The sequence below is a fragment of the Cryobacterium sp. TMS1-13-1 genome, assembly GCF_004403125.1.
Classification (GTDB): Bacteria; Actinomycetota; Actinomycetes; order Actinomycetales; family Microbacteriaceae; genus Cryobacterium; species Cryobacterium levicorallinum.
Window position 1 is genome coordinate 123588 of record NZ_SOGX01000001.1, and the last position, 16716, is coordinate 140303.

General features: G+C 61.9%; 15 protein-coding genes and 2 pseudogenes. 15 read left to right on the plus strand and 2 right to left on the minus strand.

The window, feature by feature from the left end:
- Positions 1-12 precede the first annotated feature (12 nt).
- Positions 13-831 carry a shikimate 5-dehydrogenase gene (locus E3T31_RS00645; RefSeq protein WP_134467016.1) on the minus strand — a complete coding sequence of 273 codons (819 nt, stop codon included), beginning with the start codon at positions 829-831 and terminating at the stop codon, positions 13-15.
- Between the two features lie 156 nt (positions 832-987).
- Between E3T31_RS00645 and E3T31_RS00650 the strand changes: the two genes are divergently transcribed.
- From E3T31_RS00650 to E3T31_RS00705, 13 genes and pseudogenes are all read left to right on the plus strand, one after another.
- Positions 988-2007: a LacI family DNA-binding transcriptional regulator gene (locus E3T31_RS00650; protein ID WP_134467017.1), complete on the plus strand. Its 1020-nt coding sequence runs from the start codon at positions 988-990 to the stop codon at positions 2005-2007.
- A 251-nt stretch (positions 2008-2258) separates the two neighbouring features.
- Complete coding sequence (locus tag E3T31_RS17565; protein WP_166788342.1) at positions 2259-2414, plus strand: hypothetical protein; 156 nt, start codon at positions 2259-2261, stop codon at positions 2412-2414.
- Positions 2411-3121 (plus strand): L-ribulose-5-phosphate 4-epimerase, encoded by a 711-nt coding sequence (locus tag E3T31_RS00655; protein WP_134467018.1) that lies wholly within the window; start codon positions 2411-2413, stop codon positions 3119-3121. The genes E3T31_RS17565 and E3T31_RS00655 overlap by 4 nt, the downstream gene beginning before the upstream one ends.
- Positions 3070-3297: pseudogene (locus tag E3T31_RS00660) on the plus strand (L-arabinose isomerase); the annotation flags it as partial. The gene E3T31_RS00655 and the pseudogene E3T31_RS00660, both read left to right, overlap by 52 nt.
- 113 nt (positions 3298-3410) lie before the next feature.
- The gene (gene chvE / locus E3T31_RS00665; RefSeq protein ID WP_370304158.1) at positions 3411-4481 is read left to right on the plus strand and encodes a multiple monosaccharide ABC transporter substrate-binding protein; all 1071 of its coding nucleotides are present in this window, start codon (positions 3411-3413) and stop codon (positions 4479-4481) included.
- Between the two features lie 145 nt (positions 4482-4626).
- On the plus strand, positions 4627-6156 hold the full coding sequence (gene mmsA / locus E3T31_RS00670) for a multiple monosaccharide ABC transporter ATP-binding protein (RefSeq protein WP_104137700.1): 1530 nt from the start codon (positions 4627-4629) through the stop codon (positions 6154-6156).
- A 30-nt stretch (positions 6157-6186) separates the two neighbouring features.
- Positions 6187-7416, plus strand: coding sequence for a multiple monosaccharide ABC transporter permease (gene mmsB, locus E3T31_RS00675; RefSeq protein WP_134444077.1), 1230 nt, complete (start codon positions 6187-6189; stop codon positions 7414-7416).
- 452 nt (positions 7417-7868) lie between these two features.
- Positions 7869-8102, plus strand: coding sequence for a glutaredoxin-like protein NrdH (gene nrdH / locus E3T31_RS00680; RefSeq protein WP_092448338.1), 234 nt, complete (start codon positions 7869-7871; stop codon positions 8100-8102).
- Positions 8103-8152: 50 nt separating this feature from the next.
- Positions 8153-8557, plus strand: a complete 405-nt coding sequence (gene nrdI, locus E3T31_RS00685) for a class Ib ribonucleoside-diphosphate reductase assembly flavoprotein NrdI (RefSeq protein ID WP_134467020.1) — start codon at positions 8153-8155, stop codon at positions 8555-8557.
- A 26-nt stretch (positions 8558-8583) separates the two neighbouring features.
- Complete coding sequence (gene nrdE, locus E3T31_RS00690) at positions 8584-10689, plus strand: class 1b ribonucleoside-diphosphate reductase subunit alpha (RefSeq protein ID WP_134467072.1); 2106 nt, start codon at positions 8584-8586, stop codon at positions 10687-10689.
- 175 nt (positions 10690-10864) lie between these two features.
- The gene (nrdF, locus tag E3T31_RS00695; protein ID WP_104132179.1) at positions 10865-11839 is read left to right on the plus strand and encodes a class 1b ribonucleoside-diphosphate reductase subunit beta; all 975 of its coding nucleotides are present in this window, start codon (positions 10865-10867) and stop codon (positions 11837-11839) included.
- A gap of 554 nt (positions 11840-12393) precedes the next feature.
- A pseudogene (locus E3T31_RS00700) lies at positions 12394-12575 on the plus strand (ribonucleotide-diphosphate reductase subunit beta); the annotation flags it as partial.
- 117 nt (positions 12576-12692) lie between these two features.
- Positions 12693-13235, plus strand: coding sequence for a bifunctional nuclease family protein (locus E3T31_RS00705; RefSeq protein WP_241977444.1), 543 nt, complete (start codon positions 12693-12695; stop codon positions 13233-13235).
- Positions 13236-13270: 35 nt separating this feature from the next.
- Here E3T31_RS00705 and E3T31_RS00710 read toward each other — a convergent pair whose 3' ends face one another.
- Positions 13271-13822 carry a YdeI family protein gene (locus E3T31_RS00710; protein WP_134467021.1) on the minus strand — a complete coding sequence of 184 codons (552 nt, stop codon included), beginning with the start codon at positions 13820-13822 and terminating at the stop codon, positions 13271-13273.
- Positions 13823-14026: 204 nt separating this feature from the next.
- Here E3T31_RS00710 and E3T31_RS00715 point away from each other — a divergent pair, with 204 nt between their 5' ends.
- Both E3T31_RS00715 and E3T31_RS00720 read left to right on the plus strand, forming a co-directional pair.
- Complete coding sequence (locus E3T31_RS00715) at positions 14027-15406, plus strand: FAD-binding oxidoreductase (protein ID WP_134467022.1); 1380 nt, start codon at positions 14027-14029, stop codon at positions 15404-15406.
- Positions 15407-15426: 20 nt separating this feature from the next.
- A complete protein-coding gene (locus tag E3T31_RS00720) occupies positions 15427-16716 on the plus strand; it encodes a class I SAM-dependent methyltransferase (RefSeq protein WP_241977445.1) in 1290 nt (429 codons plus the stop codon).

The following is a 16716-nucleotide window of genomic DNA, read 5'->3' on the forward strand; positions in this document are numbered from 1 at the left end:
CAGGGAGCGGGGTCAGGGCTCGCGGGAGAAAGCGGAGGCCCGGTGCACCTGATCGGGAGTTGGGCGGATGCCGGTGTAGAGAAAGAACTGCTCCTCGGCCTGCAGCGCGACGACCTCGGCTCCCGTGATGACCGGCTTGCCGAGCGCTTGCGCCGCCAGAATGAGCGGAGTTTCGGCGGGGGAGGCCACAACGTCGAAGACCAGGCGTGCCCCCGCTATCGTTTCGGGCAGAAATGACGTTTCAGCGGATGCCGCGCCTCCGGCCATACCCACCGGCGTAACGTTGACGATGAGGTCGGCGGTGAGCGGGCCGACCTCGGGCGCCCAGTCGTAACCGTAGAGTGCGGCCAGCGCCCGGCCGGTGCCCTCGTTGCGTGCCACGATCGTGCCCTGGGCGAACCCGGCATCGTGCAGAGCCGCCGCGACGGCCTTGGCCATGCCGCCGCTGCCGCGCAGAATGACCGAATAGTTCCGCGGCACGGCGTGCTCGGCGAGCAGACGCTGCACGGCGGAATAGTCGGTGTTGTACGCCGTGAGGTGCCCCGCGTTGTTGACGATCGTATTGACCGAGTCGATGGCCGACGCCGAGGCATCCATTTCATCGATGAGAGCGATGACGTCTTCTTTGTAGGGCATCGACACGGCGCAACCGCGGATGCCTAATCCGCGCACGCCGGCGATCGCATTCGCCAGATCGACCGGGGCGAAGGCCTTGTAGATGTAGTTCAGGCCGAATTCTTCGTAAAGATAGTTGTGAAACCGGGTGCCCAGGTTGCTCGGGCGGGCCGCGAGTGAGATGCACAGGGTCATGTCTTTGTTGAGAATGGGCATAACTCCAGTGTGCCGTGCTTTGCGACACGAGCCGGGCCGGGCGAATGTGACCGTCACAATGTGACCGTCACAATGTGACTGTCACATCGCGGTCTGTGCCTGCATAATGTAAACGCGGGCCAATTTGTGACCGTGCACATGACTTTGGGGGTGACCGTGTCGGACGACTCAACGAAAGAGCGTGCGCCGAGCATCCGCGACGTCGCGCGCCTCGCCGGGGTCTCCCATCAGACCGTATCGCGCGTGCTCAACAATCACGCCAGCATCCGCGATTCCACCAAAGCCCGGGTGCTCGCGGTCATCGAAGAACTGCAATACCGGCCCAATCGGGCCGCCCGCGCACTCTCGCGCGGACGATCCCGCACGATCGGTGTGCTGTCCGCGTCGAGCGCCGAATACGGCCCGGCGAGCAGCATCGCCGCGATCCAGGACGCGGCGCGGGACGCCGGATACTTTGTGAACACGGCGAACCTCAATCGTGGGGAGCCCGGGTCCATCGCGGCGGCCGTCGACCACCTGATGTCCCAGTCCGTGGAGGGGATCGTGGTGATCGCACCGCAGGTGCAGGTGTTCAATGCCCTCAAGCTACTGTCGATCGATGTGCCGTTCGTGACGCTGCAGTCCTCCGGGAACGTGGGCGCCAACGCCCTCACCGTGGACCAGATCGCCGGTGCACGACTGGCCACTCGGCACCTCATCGACCTCGGACACCGTGACATCTATCATCTCGCCGGGCCGCAGGACTGGATCGAGGCCGAGGCTCGCATGCACGGCTTCCTGGAGGAGATGGGGGCCAGGGAAGTTCCGACCACGGCGCCGATCCTCGGCGACTGGACTGCGCAATTCGGCTATCACGCCGGGCGCGAGCTGCTGCACGTGCGGGACTTCACTGCAATCTTCTCGTCCAACGACCAGATGGCCCTTGGCCTCATGCACGCGATCCGGGAAGCCGGGCTCGAGGTGCCCCGCGACGTGAGCATCGTGGGCTTCGACGACATCCCGGAGGCGGCTCACTTTTGGCCACCGCTCACGACGGTGCGCCAGGACTTCGCCGAGCTCGGCCGGCGCTGCGTCGCGCTGCTGCTGGCCAACATCGCGGGCACCACCGCGGAAAACCAGGGCGCCATCATGCCGGAGCTCATCGTTCGCGGCTCGACCGCGCGCCCGGCATTCTGAGGGTCGGCCTGCGGATCGATCGATCCTTTGTAGCGCCTCGATCGGCGGGATGCGCGATTTCGAGCGTTATTCAAACGAGACAAAGTCGTTGTTGACACAGTGTGTCCCAATGCCGCTAACATAAACACACGGCAATGTGACCGATCACATTCAGTCGGAACATGCAGATCGAGTCAAGCGATTGCCCTGTCACCACACCCGAACCACTCGCGGTATCGTCCGCGCTCAGACCTGACATAGGAGTCGATTCCGTGAGTACAACCGATGCGATCTCCTGCGCCGAGTCCCTGACCTGGGTCGACGGCGGGACGCGCGCGTTGAGCGTGGCCAACCCGAGCGGGGCCGTTATGGTGCGCGCTGCCGGCGGCCGCCGGGCCACGGACCGCGTCACGCTGGTGTTCGCATGAGCACCTACGGCCCTCAGATCGAGGTCGCGGTCGCCCGCGTTCGCGCTGAAATCACCCGCCTGCACGCGGAGCTGTTTCGCAACGGGCTCGTGGTCTGGACCGGCGGCAATGTCTCCGGTCGGGTGCCGGGCGCCGACCTGTTCGTCATCAAGCCCAGCGGGGTCGACTACGCCGACCTGGCGCCGGAGAACATGATTCTCTGTGACCTCGACGGAAATGTCATCCCCGGTACGCCGGGCGCCGACCGCTCGCCGTCGAGTGACACCGCAGCACACGCCTACGTCTACCGGAACATGCCCGATGTCGGCGGTGTCGTGCACACGCACTCCACCTACGCCACGGCCTGGGCCGCCCGCAATGAAGCCATCCCGTGCGTTATTACGGCCATGGCCGACGAATTCGGCGGCCCGATCCCGGTCGGACCTTTCGCCATTATCGGCGACGACTCGATCGGCCGCGGCATCGTGGAGACTCTCACCGGCCACCGTTCTCGTGCCGTCTTGATGGCGAACCACGGGCCCTTCACGATCGGCAAGGACGCTCGCGATGCTGTGAAGGCCGCGGTCATGGTGGAGGACGTTGCCCGCACGGTTCAGCTTGCCCGCGTGGGCGGTGAACTCGTCCCGATCCCACAGGAATCTATCGATTCCCTGTTCGCCCGCTACCAGAACGTCTACGGACAAGCACCGCAGGGGGCGTTGCAGTGATGGCAGCCGACCGCACCACCGCAACGTCGTCTGCCGGCGGCACCGAGGTGCTCCACGATTTCGCCGAGATCGCTCGCACCGAGCTTCTCGTGATCGATAAAACCACCACCCTGCGCGATTTCACCCGCGAAGTGCGTTGGAATCAGGCCTACTACCGACTGGCACAAGGCCTGTAACTGCTCCACAATCCTGCAATTTCACATCAATGACGATAAACAGAATGAAAGGTAACACAGTGAAAAAGAACGTATTCTTCGCAGTCGTGGCCGCGGGTGCCCTCGCGGTATCGATGGCAGCCTGCTCATCCGGCGGCGCATCCACCGGCACCGACGGAGGTGGCGACAAGGGACTGATCGGCGTGGCCATGCCGACCAAGAGCTCTGAGCGTTGGATCGCCGACGGTAACGCCGTCAAGAGCCAGCTCGAGGAACAGGGCTTCACCGTCGACCTCCAGTACGCCGAGGACGATATCCCCATGCAGGTCTCGCAGATTGAGAACATGATCACCAAGGGTGCCGAAGCCCTGATCGTGGCCTCGATCGACGGCACGACGCTCACGAGCGTGTTGCAGGACGCCGCTGACGCGGACATTCCCGTCATCGCATATGACCGACTCATTCGCGATACCGAAAACGTCGACTACTACGCCTCCTTCGACAACTTCAAGGTCGGACAGCAGCAGGCCTGGTCGGTCCTGAACGGCCTCGGACTTGCCGAACTCGACGGAACGCCCATTGAGGGCGCGCCTGCCGGTCCGTTCAACCTTGAGCTCTTCGCCGGTTCGCTCGATGACAACAACGCATTCTTCTTCTTCAACGGTGCAATGGATGCCTTCCAGCCGCTGATCGACGACGGCGTCCTCGTGGTCAAGAGCAACCAGACCGACATCGAGCAGGTCGCTACCCTCCGCTGGGCCGGAGAAGAAGCACAGGCTCGCATGGAGGACCTCCTCACCGCGCAGTACTCGGACGGCACCGTGGTCAACGCCATCCTGTCGCCATACGACGGCATCTCCCGTGGCATCATCTCTGCCCTCGAGGGCTCTGGCTACTCCGTCGGCGACGGCTGGCCCATCATCTCCGGCCAGGACGCCGAGATCGACTCGGTCAAGGCGATCAACTCGGGTGAGCAGTACGGCACCATCTTCAAGGACACGCGCGAGCTCGCATCCGTCGCCGTGAACATGGCCGTCGCCCTGCTGAATGGCGAGACCCCCGAGACCAACAACTCGGCGGACTACGACAACGGTGTGAAGATCGTTCCGTCGTTCCTGCTCGACTCGACGATCGTGGTCAAGGACAACATCCCGGCCGTGCTGATTGATTCGGGCTACTGGACAGAAGCAGAAATCAACGGCTAGGTTTCGCTGTCCCCTGTTTAGCCCGTGCCCAACGGTCGGTGGGGTAGTTTTACCCCACCGACCGTTGTGCTCCCCCACATTTTTACCGGTCGCCGAAATCGCCCGGGTTCTGACCATGCAATAGAGGAATAAAGAAGGTGCTCACGTGACTACGAACATCCTTGAGATGCGCGGCATCACCAAGACGTTTCCCGGAGTAAAGGCGCTCTCTGACGTGACACTCGACGTCAGTCGCGGGGAGGTCCACGCCATCTGCGGCGAGAACGGTGCCGGAAAGTCAACCCTGATGAAGGTGCTCAGCGGCGTCTACCCGCACGGCACCTACACCGGCGACATCGTCTTCGAAGACGAAATCGTTGAGTTCAAGAGCATCAGCGATTCCGAGGCCAAGGGAATCGTGATCATTCACCAGGAGCTCGCGCTCAGTCCGTATCTCTCTATTGCCGAGAACATCTTTCTGAACAACGAACAGCGCGGCGCCTTCGGTCTTATTGACTGGAACAAGACCAACTCTGAGGCTGCCAAGCTTCTTGCCCGGGTGGGGCTGCGCGAAAATCCAACGACGCGGATCATGGACATCGGCGTCGGCAAGCAACAGCTCGTCGAGATTGCTAAGGCGCTCTCGAAACGGGTGAAATTGCTGATCCTCGATGAGCCAACGGCGGCCCTCAACGATGACGACTCCGACCATTTGCTCGATCTCATCCTGCACCTCAAGGGTCAGGGCATCACGTCGATCATCATCAGCCACAAGCTCAACGAGATCAAGAAAGTCTCCGACGCGGTCACGATCATCCGTGATGGCCGGGCCATTGAAACCATCGCCAAGGTCGACGTCACCGAAGAACGCATCATCAAAGACATGGTCGGCCGTGACCTCGAGCACCGCTACCCGGATCACACTCCCGACATTGGGGAAGAGATCCTTCGGGTTGAGGACTGGACCGCTTTTCACCCGCAAGACGTGACGCGCATGATCGTTGACCACGTCAACCTCAGCGTACGTGCCGGTGAGATTGTGGGAATCGCCGGCCTCATGGGGGCTGGCCGCACGGAATTCGCAATGAGCCTGTTTGGGCGTTCCTACGGGAGCCGCATCACCGGCAAGGTATTCAAGCACGGCACTGAGATTAAGACCCGCACCGTGACCGAAGCCATCGACAACGGCATCGCCTACGCCACTGAGGACCGCAAGACCTACGGCCTGAACCTGATCGAAGACATTAAGCGCAACGTCTCTATGGCGGCGCTGCATCGGCTGGTACGCAAGGGCCTCGTGAATGACAACGAGGAGTATCAGGTCGCCAACGAATACCGCACGAGCATGAATATCAAGGCTCCGAACGTGCTCGTCAAGACCGGCAAACTCTCTGGTGGCAACCAGCAGAAGGTGGTGCTGTCGAAGTGGATCTATTCCAACCCCGACGTTTTGATTCTTGACGAGCCCACCCGCGGGATCGACGTGGGGGCCAAATACGAAATTTACACAATCATCAACAAACTTGCCGCGGCCGGTAAGGGCGTTATTGTCATCTCTTCGGAGCTGCCGGAACTGCTCGGCATTTGCGATCGCATTTATACCCTGGCTGAGGGTGCCATCACCGGGGAATTCCCGATTGAGACAGCCACGCCGGAGACCCTCATTAAGCACATGACCATGGAAAAGGCCCGCTAGCGCCGGCGCTAGCGGAAAAGGAGAACCCCAATGAGTGATCAAGAGACCACGCCGGCCACGGGAGGCCTGGTCAACCCGAGTGAGAACAAAGCCACGTCTTGGCTGAGTCACGTTTTGGCCGACCTGGGCAAGAACGGTATTTTCATTGCCCTCGTTCTGGTGGTGGTGCTGTTTACGGTCCTGACCGACGGCATCCTTTTACGCCCGCAAAATATCTCCAACTTGATCGTGCAGAACGGCTACATTCTCGTTCTCGCCATTGGAATGGTGATGGTGATCGTTGCGGGCCACATCGACCTGTCGGTGGGATCGGTGGCTGCTTTCGTCGGCGCATGTTCCGGTGTCTTTGCCGTGCAGTGGGGCCTGCCGTGGTGGCTGGCCATCATTATGTCGCTCGGCATCGGCGCTCTCGTTGGCGTGTGGCAGGGCTTCTGGATTGCCTATGTGGGAATCCCGGCGTTCATCGTGACCCTGGCGGGCATGCTCATCTTTCGCGGCCTGGCGCTCGTTGTGCTCGGCAATACGAATATCGGCTCCTTCCCGGCCGAGTACCGTGCGCTCGGCAACGGCTTTCTCACCGACGTGTTCGGCGAGTTCGACCTCGACCCGCTCACCCTCGGAGTCGGACTGATCGCCGTGATTGCTCTGATTGTGCAGCAGGTGCGCACGCGCCTGGGACGGTCCAAGTACGGCCAAGAGGTCGAGCCCCTGGTGTGGTTCGTGACCAAGCTCATCCTGATCACCGCGGCAGTTGGCTTCTTCGCCTACGCGCTCGCGAGTTATAAGGGCATCCCGGTCACCCTGATCGTGCTCGCCGTGCTCGTGCTCATCTATGGTGTTGTGATGAACCGGACGGTGTTCGGCCGCCACATCTACGCGATCGGCGGCAACCGCCACGCAGCTGAACTCTCCGGCATCAAGAACCGCAAGGTCGACTTCTACCTGTTCGTGAACATGGGTATCCTCGCCGCCCTGGCGGGCCTCATCTTCACCGCCAGGCTTAATCTCGCCGGCCCGAAGGCCGGTGATGGCTTCGAACTCGAGGCCATTTCGGCAGCGTTCATCGGTGGTGCGGCCGTGCAGGGTGGCATCGGTACGGTCGGCGGCGCCATCATTGGCGGTCTGATCATTGGTGTGCTCAACAACGGTATGTCGATTCTCGGCATTGGCATCGAGTGGCAGCAGGCAGTCAAAGGCCTCGTGCTGCTTCTCGCTGTGGCTTTTGACGTGTACAACAAGCGCCGGTCGGGCGGTCACTGACCGTTCTCGCTTTGGCATTACCCACAGAAAGGCCGGAACGCGTGAGCGTTCCGGCCTTTCTGTGTGCCGTGCGCGCTCGGTGTGGGGTCCGGCCGCGACACGCCGTCGGACATTCCACAGGCAAAATATAGTCAGGGCAACGCCCTGTGGATAACTGTACGGGGTTCCGCGGAATTCGGGCGGTCTGGGGCCGGTCGGCGGCGTGCGGCTTGTGGAATGTCGGTGGATAACTACATAAATGTAATTACCGTATGTAGTGGCTCTGTTCTTCTTTGATCACTAGATGTAGTATTGAGACTCTAGCCAGGCAGTATTGCCAGGCGAAAACTTGCTCACTTTATACTGCGATTTCCGACAAATTCCGGTTCGGGGTTGAAGTTTTTTATAGAACATACTTGCGAAGTGTCGCGAGCAGAATTAGACTGAATCAGCCAAGAAGAGAGGCCATAACCATGGCAATCACCGTTTACACGAAGCCCTCCTGCGTGCAGTGCACGGCCACCTACCGTGCCCTCGACAACAAGGGCATCGAGTACGAGGTGCGCGACCTGTCGGTCGACGAGAACGCTCTCGACGCGGTCAAGGCCCTCGGCTACCTGCAGGCGCCCGTCGTCATCACCGACGAAGAGCACTGGAGCGGCTTTCGCCCGGACAAGATCAACGCGCTCGCCGCTCGCCTCGCGTAATTCACCTCGCGCCCCAGCATCGCCGACCAGCACAGGATTGACACGCACGGATGACTGACATCGTGTACTTCTCCAGCACCTCGGGCAACACTGCGCGGTTCGTCGAGAAGCTGGGCCGGTCGGCCGCGCGCATTCCGCTCCACGCTCGCGACGAGCCGCTCGTCGCCCAGGCTCCGTTCGTGCTGTGCGTGCCCACCTATGGCGGTGGCAACACCGGCGGGGCTGTCCCCAAGCAGGTCATCAAGTTTTTGAACAACGAGACCAACCGGTCCTTGATTCGCGGCGTCATCGGCGCCGGCAACATGAATTTCGGCACGGCCTACTGCCTGGCCGGCGACATCATCGCCGCCAAGTGCAAGGTGCCGCACCTGTATCGCTTTGAAGTATTTGGAACACCGGATGATGTGCGCATCGTTCACGACGGATTGGAAGAATTTTGGAAACAACAGCCGTGAAAGTCACACCAGTGGATGCGCCGAGCATGGATTACCACTCGCTCAACGCCATGCTCAACCTGTACGGGCCGAACGGGGAGATCCAGTTCGACAAGGACCAGGAAGCCGCGCGGGAGTTCTTTCTGCAGCACGTCAACCAGAACACGGTGTTCTTCCACTCGCTGCGCGAGCGCCTCGACTACCTGGTCGAGAAGGAATACTACGAGCAGGCCGTGCTCGACCAGTACTCGTTCGAGTTCATCACGAGCCTGAACGACCTCGCCTACTCCAAGAAGTTCCGCTTCCAGAGCTTCCTCGGCGCATTCAAGTACTACACCTCGTACACGCTGAAGACTTTCGACGGCAAGCGTTATCTCGAGCGTTTCGAAGACCGCGTCGTCATGACGGCGCTGGGTCTCGCATCCGGTGATGAGAACCTTGCCGTCGAACTGGTCGAAGAAATCATCGCCGGCCGTTTTCAGCCCGCGACGCCGACCTTTTTGAACTCGGGCAAGGCCCAGCGCGGCGAGCTCGTCTCCTGCTTCCTGCTGCGAATCGAAGACAACATGGAGTCGATCAGCCGCGGCATCAACTCCTCGCTGCAGCTGTCCAAGCGCGGCGGCGGCGTGGCGCTGCTGCTCAGCAATATTCGTGAGGCCGGCGCCCCGATCAAGCAGATCGAGAACCAGTCCAGCGGCATCATCCCCGTGATGAAACTGCTCGAAGACTCCTTCAGCTACGCCAACCAGCTCGGTGCCCGGCAGGGAGCCGGAGCCGTCTACCTGCAGGCGCACCACCCCGACATCATGCGTTTTCTCGACACCAAGCGGGAGAACGCCGACGAGAAGATTCGCATCAAGACGCTCTCGCTCGGTGTCGTCATTCCCGACATCACCTTTGAGCTCGCCAAGAATGACGAGTGGATGTACCTCTTCTCGCCCTACGACGTGGAAAAGGTCTACGGCGTGCCCTTCGCCGATATCTCGGTGACCGAGAAGTACCACGAGATGGTCGACAACCCCCGCATCAAGAAGTCGAAGATGAAGGCGCGCGAGTTTTTCCAGACCCTCGCCGAGATTCAGTTCGAGTCCGGCTACCCGTACATCATGTTTGAAGACACGGTGAACAAGGCCAACCCAATCGACGGTCGCATCAACATGTCGAACCTCTGCTCCGAGATTTTGCAGGTGAACACCCCGACCACGTACAACGAGGACCTCTCGTACAACGAGATCGGCAAGGACATCTCCTGCAACCTCGGGTCGATGAACATCGCCCTGGCGATGGACTCCGGCAACCTCGGGCGCACCGTCAACGCCGCCATTCGTGGCCTGAACGCGGTGTCCGAGCAGAGCCACATCAGCTCGGTTCGCTCCATCGAAGACGGCAACGACCGTTCGCACGCCATTGGCCTCGGCCAGATGAACCTGCACGGCTACCTCGCCCGTGAGCGCATCTACTACGGCAGTGAAGAGAGCATCGACTTCACCAACATCTACTTCTACACGGTGTTGTTCCACGCGCTGCGTGCCTCGAACGCCCTCGCCATCGAGCGTGGTCGCACCTTCGAGGGCTTCGAAAACAGCACCTATGCCTCCGGTGCGTTCTTCGACAAGTACACCGACCAGGTGTGGGAGCCGACGACCGACCGCGGCGCCGAGCTGTTCGCCCAGGCCGGAGTGTCGATTCCGACGCAGGCGGACTGGGCCGAGCTGAAGGCATCCGTTGTCGAGCACGGTATTTACAACCAGAACCTGCAGGCCGTGCCGCCGACCGGGTCGATCTCGTACATCAACAACTCGACCGCGTCGATTCACCCGATCGCGGCCAAGATCGAGATTCGCAAGGAAGGCAAGCTGGGCCGCGTGTACTACCCGGCGCCGTTCATGACGAACGACAACCTGGAGTTCTACCAGGACGCCTATGAGATCGGCTACGAGAAGGTCATCGACGTCTACGCCGCGGCGACGCAGCACGTTGACCAGGGTCTCTCGCTGACCCTGTTCTTCAAGGACACCGCGACGACTCGTGACATCAACCGCGCCCAGATCTACGCGTGGAAAAAGGGCATCAAGACGATTTACTACATTCGTCTGCGCCAGATGGCCCTCGAAGGCACGGAAATTGAGGGTTGCGTCTCGTGCGCGCTTTAATCTGGCGCATCGAATGATGGATTAAATCCGCTGGTCGGGCTTACCCCGACCGCCATCGAAATACCGTGGCGGTCTCGGCAAGCTCGACCAGCGGGAGGGCTGGGTTTTGCACACCGGCGCCAACGAGTAACGACCAAGGCAGTACCCACCAAGCAGTATCCGAAGAGGACCTCCCATGATTGACAAGCTCAAGCTGGTGTCGCACGTTGACGCGATCAACTGGAACAAGATCGAAGACGATAAAGACGTCGACGTCTGGAACCGCCTGACCAATAACTTCTGGCTGCCGGAGAAGGTTCCGCTCAGCAACGACATCCAGTCGTGGAACCAGCTGACGCCGGTGGAGCAGCAGCTCACAATGCGCGTCTTTGCGGGGCTGACCCTGCTCGACACGATCCAGGGCACAGTGGGCGCTGTCTCGCTCATCCCCGATGCGATCACCCCGCACGAAGAGGCCGTCTACACGAACATCGCCTTCATGGAGTCGGTGCACGCCAAGAGCTACTCCTCGATCTTCTCGACGCTGGCCTCGACCAAGGAGATCGACGAAGCTTTTCGCTGGTCGACCGAGAACGAGAACCTGCAGCGCAAGGCCTCGATTGTCATGGATTACTACCAGGGTGACGACCCGCTCAAGCGCAAGGTCGCCTCGGTGCTGCTCGAGTCGTTCCTGTTCTACTCGGGCTTCTACCTGCCGATGTATTTCTCCAGCCGCGCTCGCCTGACCAACACGGCCGACCTCATCCGTTTGATCATTCGTGACGAAGCCGTGCACGGCTACTACATCGGCTACAAGTTTCAGAAGGGGCTCGAAAAAGAGACGCAGGCGCGTCGCGACGAGATCAAGGATTACACCTTCAATCTCGTGTTCGAGCTGTACGAGAACGAGGTGCAGTACACGCAGGACCTCTATGACGAGGTCGGCCTGACCGAAGACGTCAAGAAGTTTCTGCACTACAACGCCAACAAGGCGCTGATGAACCTCGGCTACGAGGCGATCTTCCCGAAGGACGTCTGCGACGTGAACCCGGCGATTCTCTCCGCGCTCTCACCGAACGGCGACGAGAACCACGACTTCTTCTCGGGTTCGGGTTCGTCCTATGTGATCGGCAAGGCTGTCGTCACCGAAGACGACGACTGGGACTTCTAGCTCCACTTCAGGTGCCGCGGGCGGCGGCAAGTTCAACCTCCCGCGGCACCGACAGCGGTTTTACAATTCCGAGCACAGACCAGAAGGCAGGATATGAGTACACCCATATAACTTTGCAGGTGCGTGCGGCTGGCCTGTGAAGCCATTTACACAGCCGCAAGAAAGTAGTCAAAAATGACGCACAAACCGCTGGGCCCCGATGGCTCTTGGAAAACTGGTCAGCGCGTTCCCTTGCAAGGGAACTACGCCGACCAGTACGGAGAAGTCTCTCACTTCCAGAGAGGTAGGACATTCCCGCCGTGTATCAACCGCAAGGGAATGTGCGCCTTCAGAACGCTTGTCTAACAATTTGAGCAGATAGCCATTGGCGTGGCTAGGCCCGGAATTCTTGAGAATTTCGGGCCATGCTTGTATAGACGGGTCTTGGAACCAGTTCTTGTAAAAGCAACGTTCTACAATTACAGCGCTCATGGTCCATTCGCGCAAGTCGAATTTTCGCGGCGTGTCGTTCTAATAATCACACGCACCGTGCGGTGTTCGGACGGTGGTGGTACAAAGCGCGGATGAACCCCGGCTACGAGGCGATCTTCCCGAAGGACGTCTGCGACGTGACCCGGCGATTCTCTCGGTGCTCTCACCGAACGGCGACGAGAACCACGACTTCTTCTCGGGCTCGGGTTCGTCGTATGTGATCGGCAAGGCCGTGGTCACCGAAGACGACGACTGGGACTTTTAGATCTCAATCATCGACGGGGCGGATGCTTCGGCACCCGCCCTTTCGTTCCCGTGCCGGAAACTCTCATCCCGACGCGTCTGGGCGCGTGACCGGCGACCGGAATATGATGGCGGTGTCATGCCCGATGATTCGACGGGAGCCACCATGGTTCAGGTACGCGTTCTCGGGGTTGCGATCGACAGCGATGGCCAGCACATCATCCTTCTGAAACCGGTCGGAGAGGCGCAGACCGTTGGGAACGTGCTGCCGATTGTGGTGGGGGAGCAGGAGGCGAATTCCACGCTGATTGCCCTGAGCGGTGAGACGCCGCCGCGGCCGCTTTCGCACGATCTAATGAATACGCTGCTCGACAGCGTTGGTGCCCACGTCGAGCGAGTGGACGTCACCCGCATCGACCAAGGCACTTTCTACGCCGAAATCACTCTCGGCATGGCGGCCGGCTCACTCGTGCTCGATGCCAGGCCCTCGGATTCCGTCGCACTCGCGCTGCGCGCCGGAGCGCCGGTCTTCGTCGCCGACGACGTGTTGGAGGCCGAGGGCATTCCGGCCGCGATGGTTGAACCTGGCCGCGACGTGGAGGAGACGCCAGACGGGGAGCAATCGCTCGACGAATTCAAGGATTTTCTGGAGCACGTCGACCCGGAGGACTTTCAAAGCTGATGCCAGCCGCGGTCTCCCGCCCATGATTCCTTGTTCTACTGGCCGGATGCGGCCGCTCGCGCCGCGTCGGCAGCGCGTTCGGCCCACTTCGGCACGTCGCCATAGCGCTGGAAGGGAACCAACCGTCCCGCTGCGCTGTCGTCGATCAGCTGAGCGAGCCGCCGCTCGCGGGTGGTCTCCGGCTTTGCGGTGAGCGCCCAGTGGGTGACCTCGCGGCGGTACGTCGCTGTGGCTGCCTCCCAGAAAGCGGATGCAGCGGGGTTCGCCGCCAGCCGCGCCGCCGCCTCGGGAGGCAGCTCCCGGTCGGGATTCTCGTGGGAATACGCCCCCGATCTGTCTACACGCCGACGCTCGAACGCGGCGATGCCGGCCTTGTGCATCCGTCCCTCTGCGGTGAGCTTCTCGATCAAAGCGATGTTGACACTCGACCAGGTGCTTGCGGGCTTGCGCGGTGTCCATCGCTGGCGCCGCGAATCCTCATCGATGCGCTGGGCCACCGAATCGATCCAGCCGAAGCACAGGGCTTCGGGAACGGCCTGCTCCCAGGTGAGCCCGCGGTCAGGCACGTGCTTTTTGTAGAGGCCCATCCAAAGTTCCGTCGCGGTGGTCTGGTTCGCGCCGCGTCGGCTGCGCGAAACTCGTCGAGCCTGGCGAAGAAGATTGCTGGCCGATCTGGTGTGCCGGCCGGCGTGCCGATCGTCGTGGTCCTGGCCTGAGCTTGCCAGAACGCGGGCGGTATCGGTGGCAACGAGCACTGGTGTGATCGCTTCACCGGGGACTAACGTGAGGGCGTGCCCGCTGTTGTGCTCGACGCCCGGAGCGCTCACGCCGCCGGCGTGCAGCGCCTACTCGCGAGCTATCGAGCCGTCCCAGTGGCGGCCCCGATTCGATTGGCGAAGTCCACCTCGAATCTGTTCCGGACCCGGACCAAAGCCCGGGTCGCCGGCCTCGACCCGTCCGGCCTGACCGGCGTCATTGCCGTTGATACGGAGGGGCGAACGGCCGACGTGGCCGGCATGTGCACCTACGAAAACCTCGTCACAGAGACGCTGCGCTACGGGTTGGCGCCGCTGGTCGTGCCGCAGTTGAAGACCATCACCCTCGGCGGCGCGGTCACCGGCCTCGGCATCGAGTCGACGTCGTTCCGCAACGGCCTGCCCCACGAATCCGTGCTGGAACTGGACATCCTCACCGGCGCCGGAGAACTGCTCACCGCATCGCGCCGCGAGAACCCCGAGCTGTACCATGCCTTCCCCAACTCCTACGGAACTCTGGGCTATGCGGTACGGCTGCGCATCGAACTCGAACCTGTCCAGCCCTTCGTCAATCTCACGCACGTGCGGTTCCACGCGCTCGTCGACCTGGTCGCGGCGATCAACGGCATCCTGCTGACCGGCAGCCTCGACGGTGTCGCCGTCGATTATCTCGACGGTGTCGTGTTCAGCGCCGACGAAAGCTACCTCTGCGTGGGCCGGCAGACCAGCGAGCCCGGCCCCGTCAGCGATTACACCGGCCAACAGATTTACTACCGCTCCATCCGGCACGAGCGCGGTGTGACAACGGACCGCCTCACGATTCACGGCTACCTCTGGCGCTGGGACACCGACTGGTTCTGGTGCTCCGAGGCGTTCGGCGCGCAGCATCCGCTTATTCGCCGGGTCTGGCCCGGGCGGTACCGGCGCAGCAGCTTTTACGGAACCCTGATGCGGCTCGAACGGCGGTTTCAGATCGGCGACGCAATCGAGAAACTGCACGGCAGGCCGCCCCGCGAGCGAGTGGTGCAAGACGTTGAGGTGCCTCTGGAGCGGTGCGCGGAATTTCTGGACTGGTTCCTCGACACGGTGTCGATTGCACCGATCTGGCTGTGCCCGCTGCGCTTGCGGGGCGATGACCGCTGGCCGCTCTACCCGATGCGACCCCGGCAGAGCTACGTCAACGTCGGGTTCTGGTCGACGGTGCCGGTCGGGTCGATCGAGGGGGAGACCAACCGGCGCATCGAACGCAAGGTCGGCGAGCTTGACGGGCACAAGTCGCTGTACTCCGACTCGTTTTACTCCCGTGAAGACTTCGACGAACTCTACGGCGGGCAAGCCTACCGGGCCGCGAAAAAACGCTACGACCCCGATTCACGTCTCCTGGACATCTATGCGAAGGCGGTGCAACGACAATGACCACGTTCAAAGATCGTAAAATGGATGCTTCGGCCGGCACGTTCACCATCGCGCAGGTCCTGGAGATTCTGGCCGGCGGACGCCTTCCGGTGCGGTTCACCGCCTACGACGGGAGTTCGGCCGGACCCCCGGACGCTCCGCTCGGGCTGGATCTGTTGACGCCGCGCGGCACCCACTATCTCGCCACGGGCCGTGGCGACCTCGGACTGGCCCGCGCCTATATCGCCGGCGACCTCGACCTCCGCGGGGTGCACCCTGGGGACCCGTACGAACTACTCAAGGCACTCTCCGAGAGTCTGGTTTTCACCCGGCCACCGGCGCGGCTGATGGTGGACATCATCCGCTCTATTGGAATCAGGCAGCTGCGTCCGATCGAGCCGCCGCCGGAGGAGGCGGAACCCCGCTGGCGCCGCGTTGCGGGAGGGCTACGACACAGCAAGACTCGTGACGCCGACGCGATCCACCACCACTACGACGTCTCGAACAGGTTCTACGAGTGGGTGCTTGGGCCGTCGATGACCTACACCTGCGCCTGCTACCCGCGCGGCGACGCATCCCTGGACGAGGCGCAGGAGAACAAATACCGACTCGTGTTTGAGAAGCTGCGGCTGAGGCCGGGCGACCGGCTACTCGACATCGGGTGCGGTTGGGGCGGCATGGTGCGCTACGCCGCCCGGCGCGGTGTGCGCGCCACCGGCGTTACGCTCTCGATCGAGCAGACCGCGTGGGCGCAGCGGGCCGTCGCCGAGGACGGCTTGAGCGATCTGGCGGAGGTTCGCTTCGGCGACTACCGCGACGTCACGGAAACCGGCTTTGATGCGATATCGTCTATCGGGCTGCTCGAGCACATCGGCGTGCGCAACTATGCGTCGTACTTCCGCTTTCTGCAGGACAGGCTGCGCCCCGGCGGCTTGCTGCTCAATCACTGCATCACCCGGCCGGAGAATCAGACCGTACCAGAGACTCGCGGGTTCATCGATCGTTATGTCTTCCCCGATGGGGAGCTCACCGGCTCGGGCCGGATCATCAGCGAAGCGCAAGATACAGGCCTCGAGGTGCTGCACCAGGAAAACCTGCGCCAGCACTACGCGTTCACGTTGCGCGACTGGGGCGCCAACCTGGTCGAGCACTGGGACGAGGCCGTCGCCGAGGTCGGGCTGCCCACCGCGAAAGTGTGGGGGCTGTACATGGCGGGTTCGAGGCTCGGCTTCGAGCGCAATGGGATCCAGTTGCACCAGGTGTTAATGACCAAGCCCCACGAGGGTGGCGCGGCCGGGGATCTGCCGTTGCGGCCGTGGTGGACGCCGTAG

Coding starts and splice junctions, on each gene's coding strand:
- E3T31_RS00655 (WP_134467018.1), top strand. CDS start 2,411: ATGAGCACCTACGGCCCTCAGATCGAGGTCGCGGTCGCCCGCGTTCGC.
- nrdI (WP_134467020.1), top strand. CDS start 8,153: ATGACTGACATCGTGTACTTCTCCAGCACCTCGGGCAACACTGCGCGG.
- E3T31_RS00710 (WP_134467021.1), bottom strand. CDS start 13,822: ATGGGCCTCTACAAAAAGCACGTGCCTGACCGCGGGCTCACCTGGGAG.
- mmsB (WP_134444077.1), top strand. CDS start 6,187: ATGAGTGATCAAGAGACCACGCCGGCCACGGGAGGCCTGGTCAACCCG.
- nrdF (WP_104132179.1), top strand. CDS start 10,865: ATGATTGACAAGCTCAAGCTGGTGTCGCACGTTGACGCGATCAACTGG.
- E3T31_RS00720 (WP_241977445.1), top strand. CDS start 15,427: ATGGATGCTTCGGCCGGCACGTTCACCATCGCGCAGGTCCTGGAGATT.
- chvE (WP_370304158.1), top strand. CDS start 3,411: ATGGCAGCCTGCTCATCCGGCGGCGCATCCACCGGCACCGACGGAGGT.
- nrdH (WP_092448338.1), top strand. CDS start 7,869: ATGGCAATCACCGTTTACACGAAGCCCTCCTGCGTGCAGTGCACGGCC.
- E3T31_RS00705 (WP_241977444.1), top strand. CDS start 12,693: ATGCCCGATGATTCGACGGGAGCCACCATGGTTCAGGTACGCGTTCTC.
- nrdE (WP_134467072.1), top strand. CDS start 8,584: ATGGATTACCACTCGCTCAACGCCATGCTCAACCTGTACGGGCCGAAC.
- E3T31_RS00645 (WP_134467016.1), bottom strand. CDS start 831: ATGCCCATTCTCAACAAAGACATGACCCTGTGCATCTCACTCGCGGCC.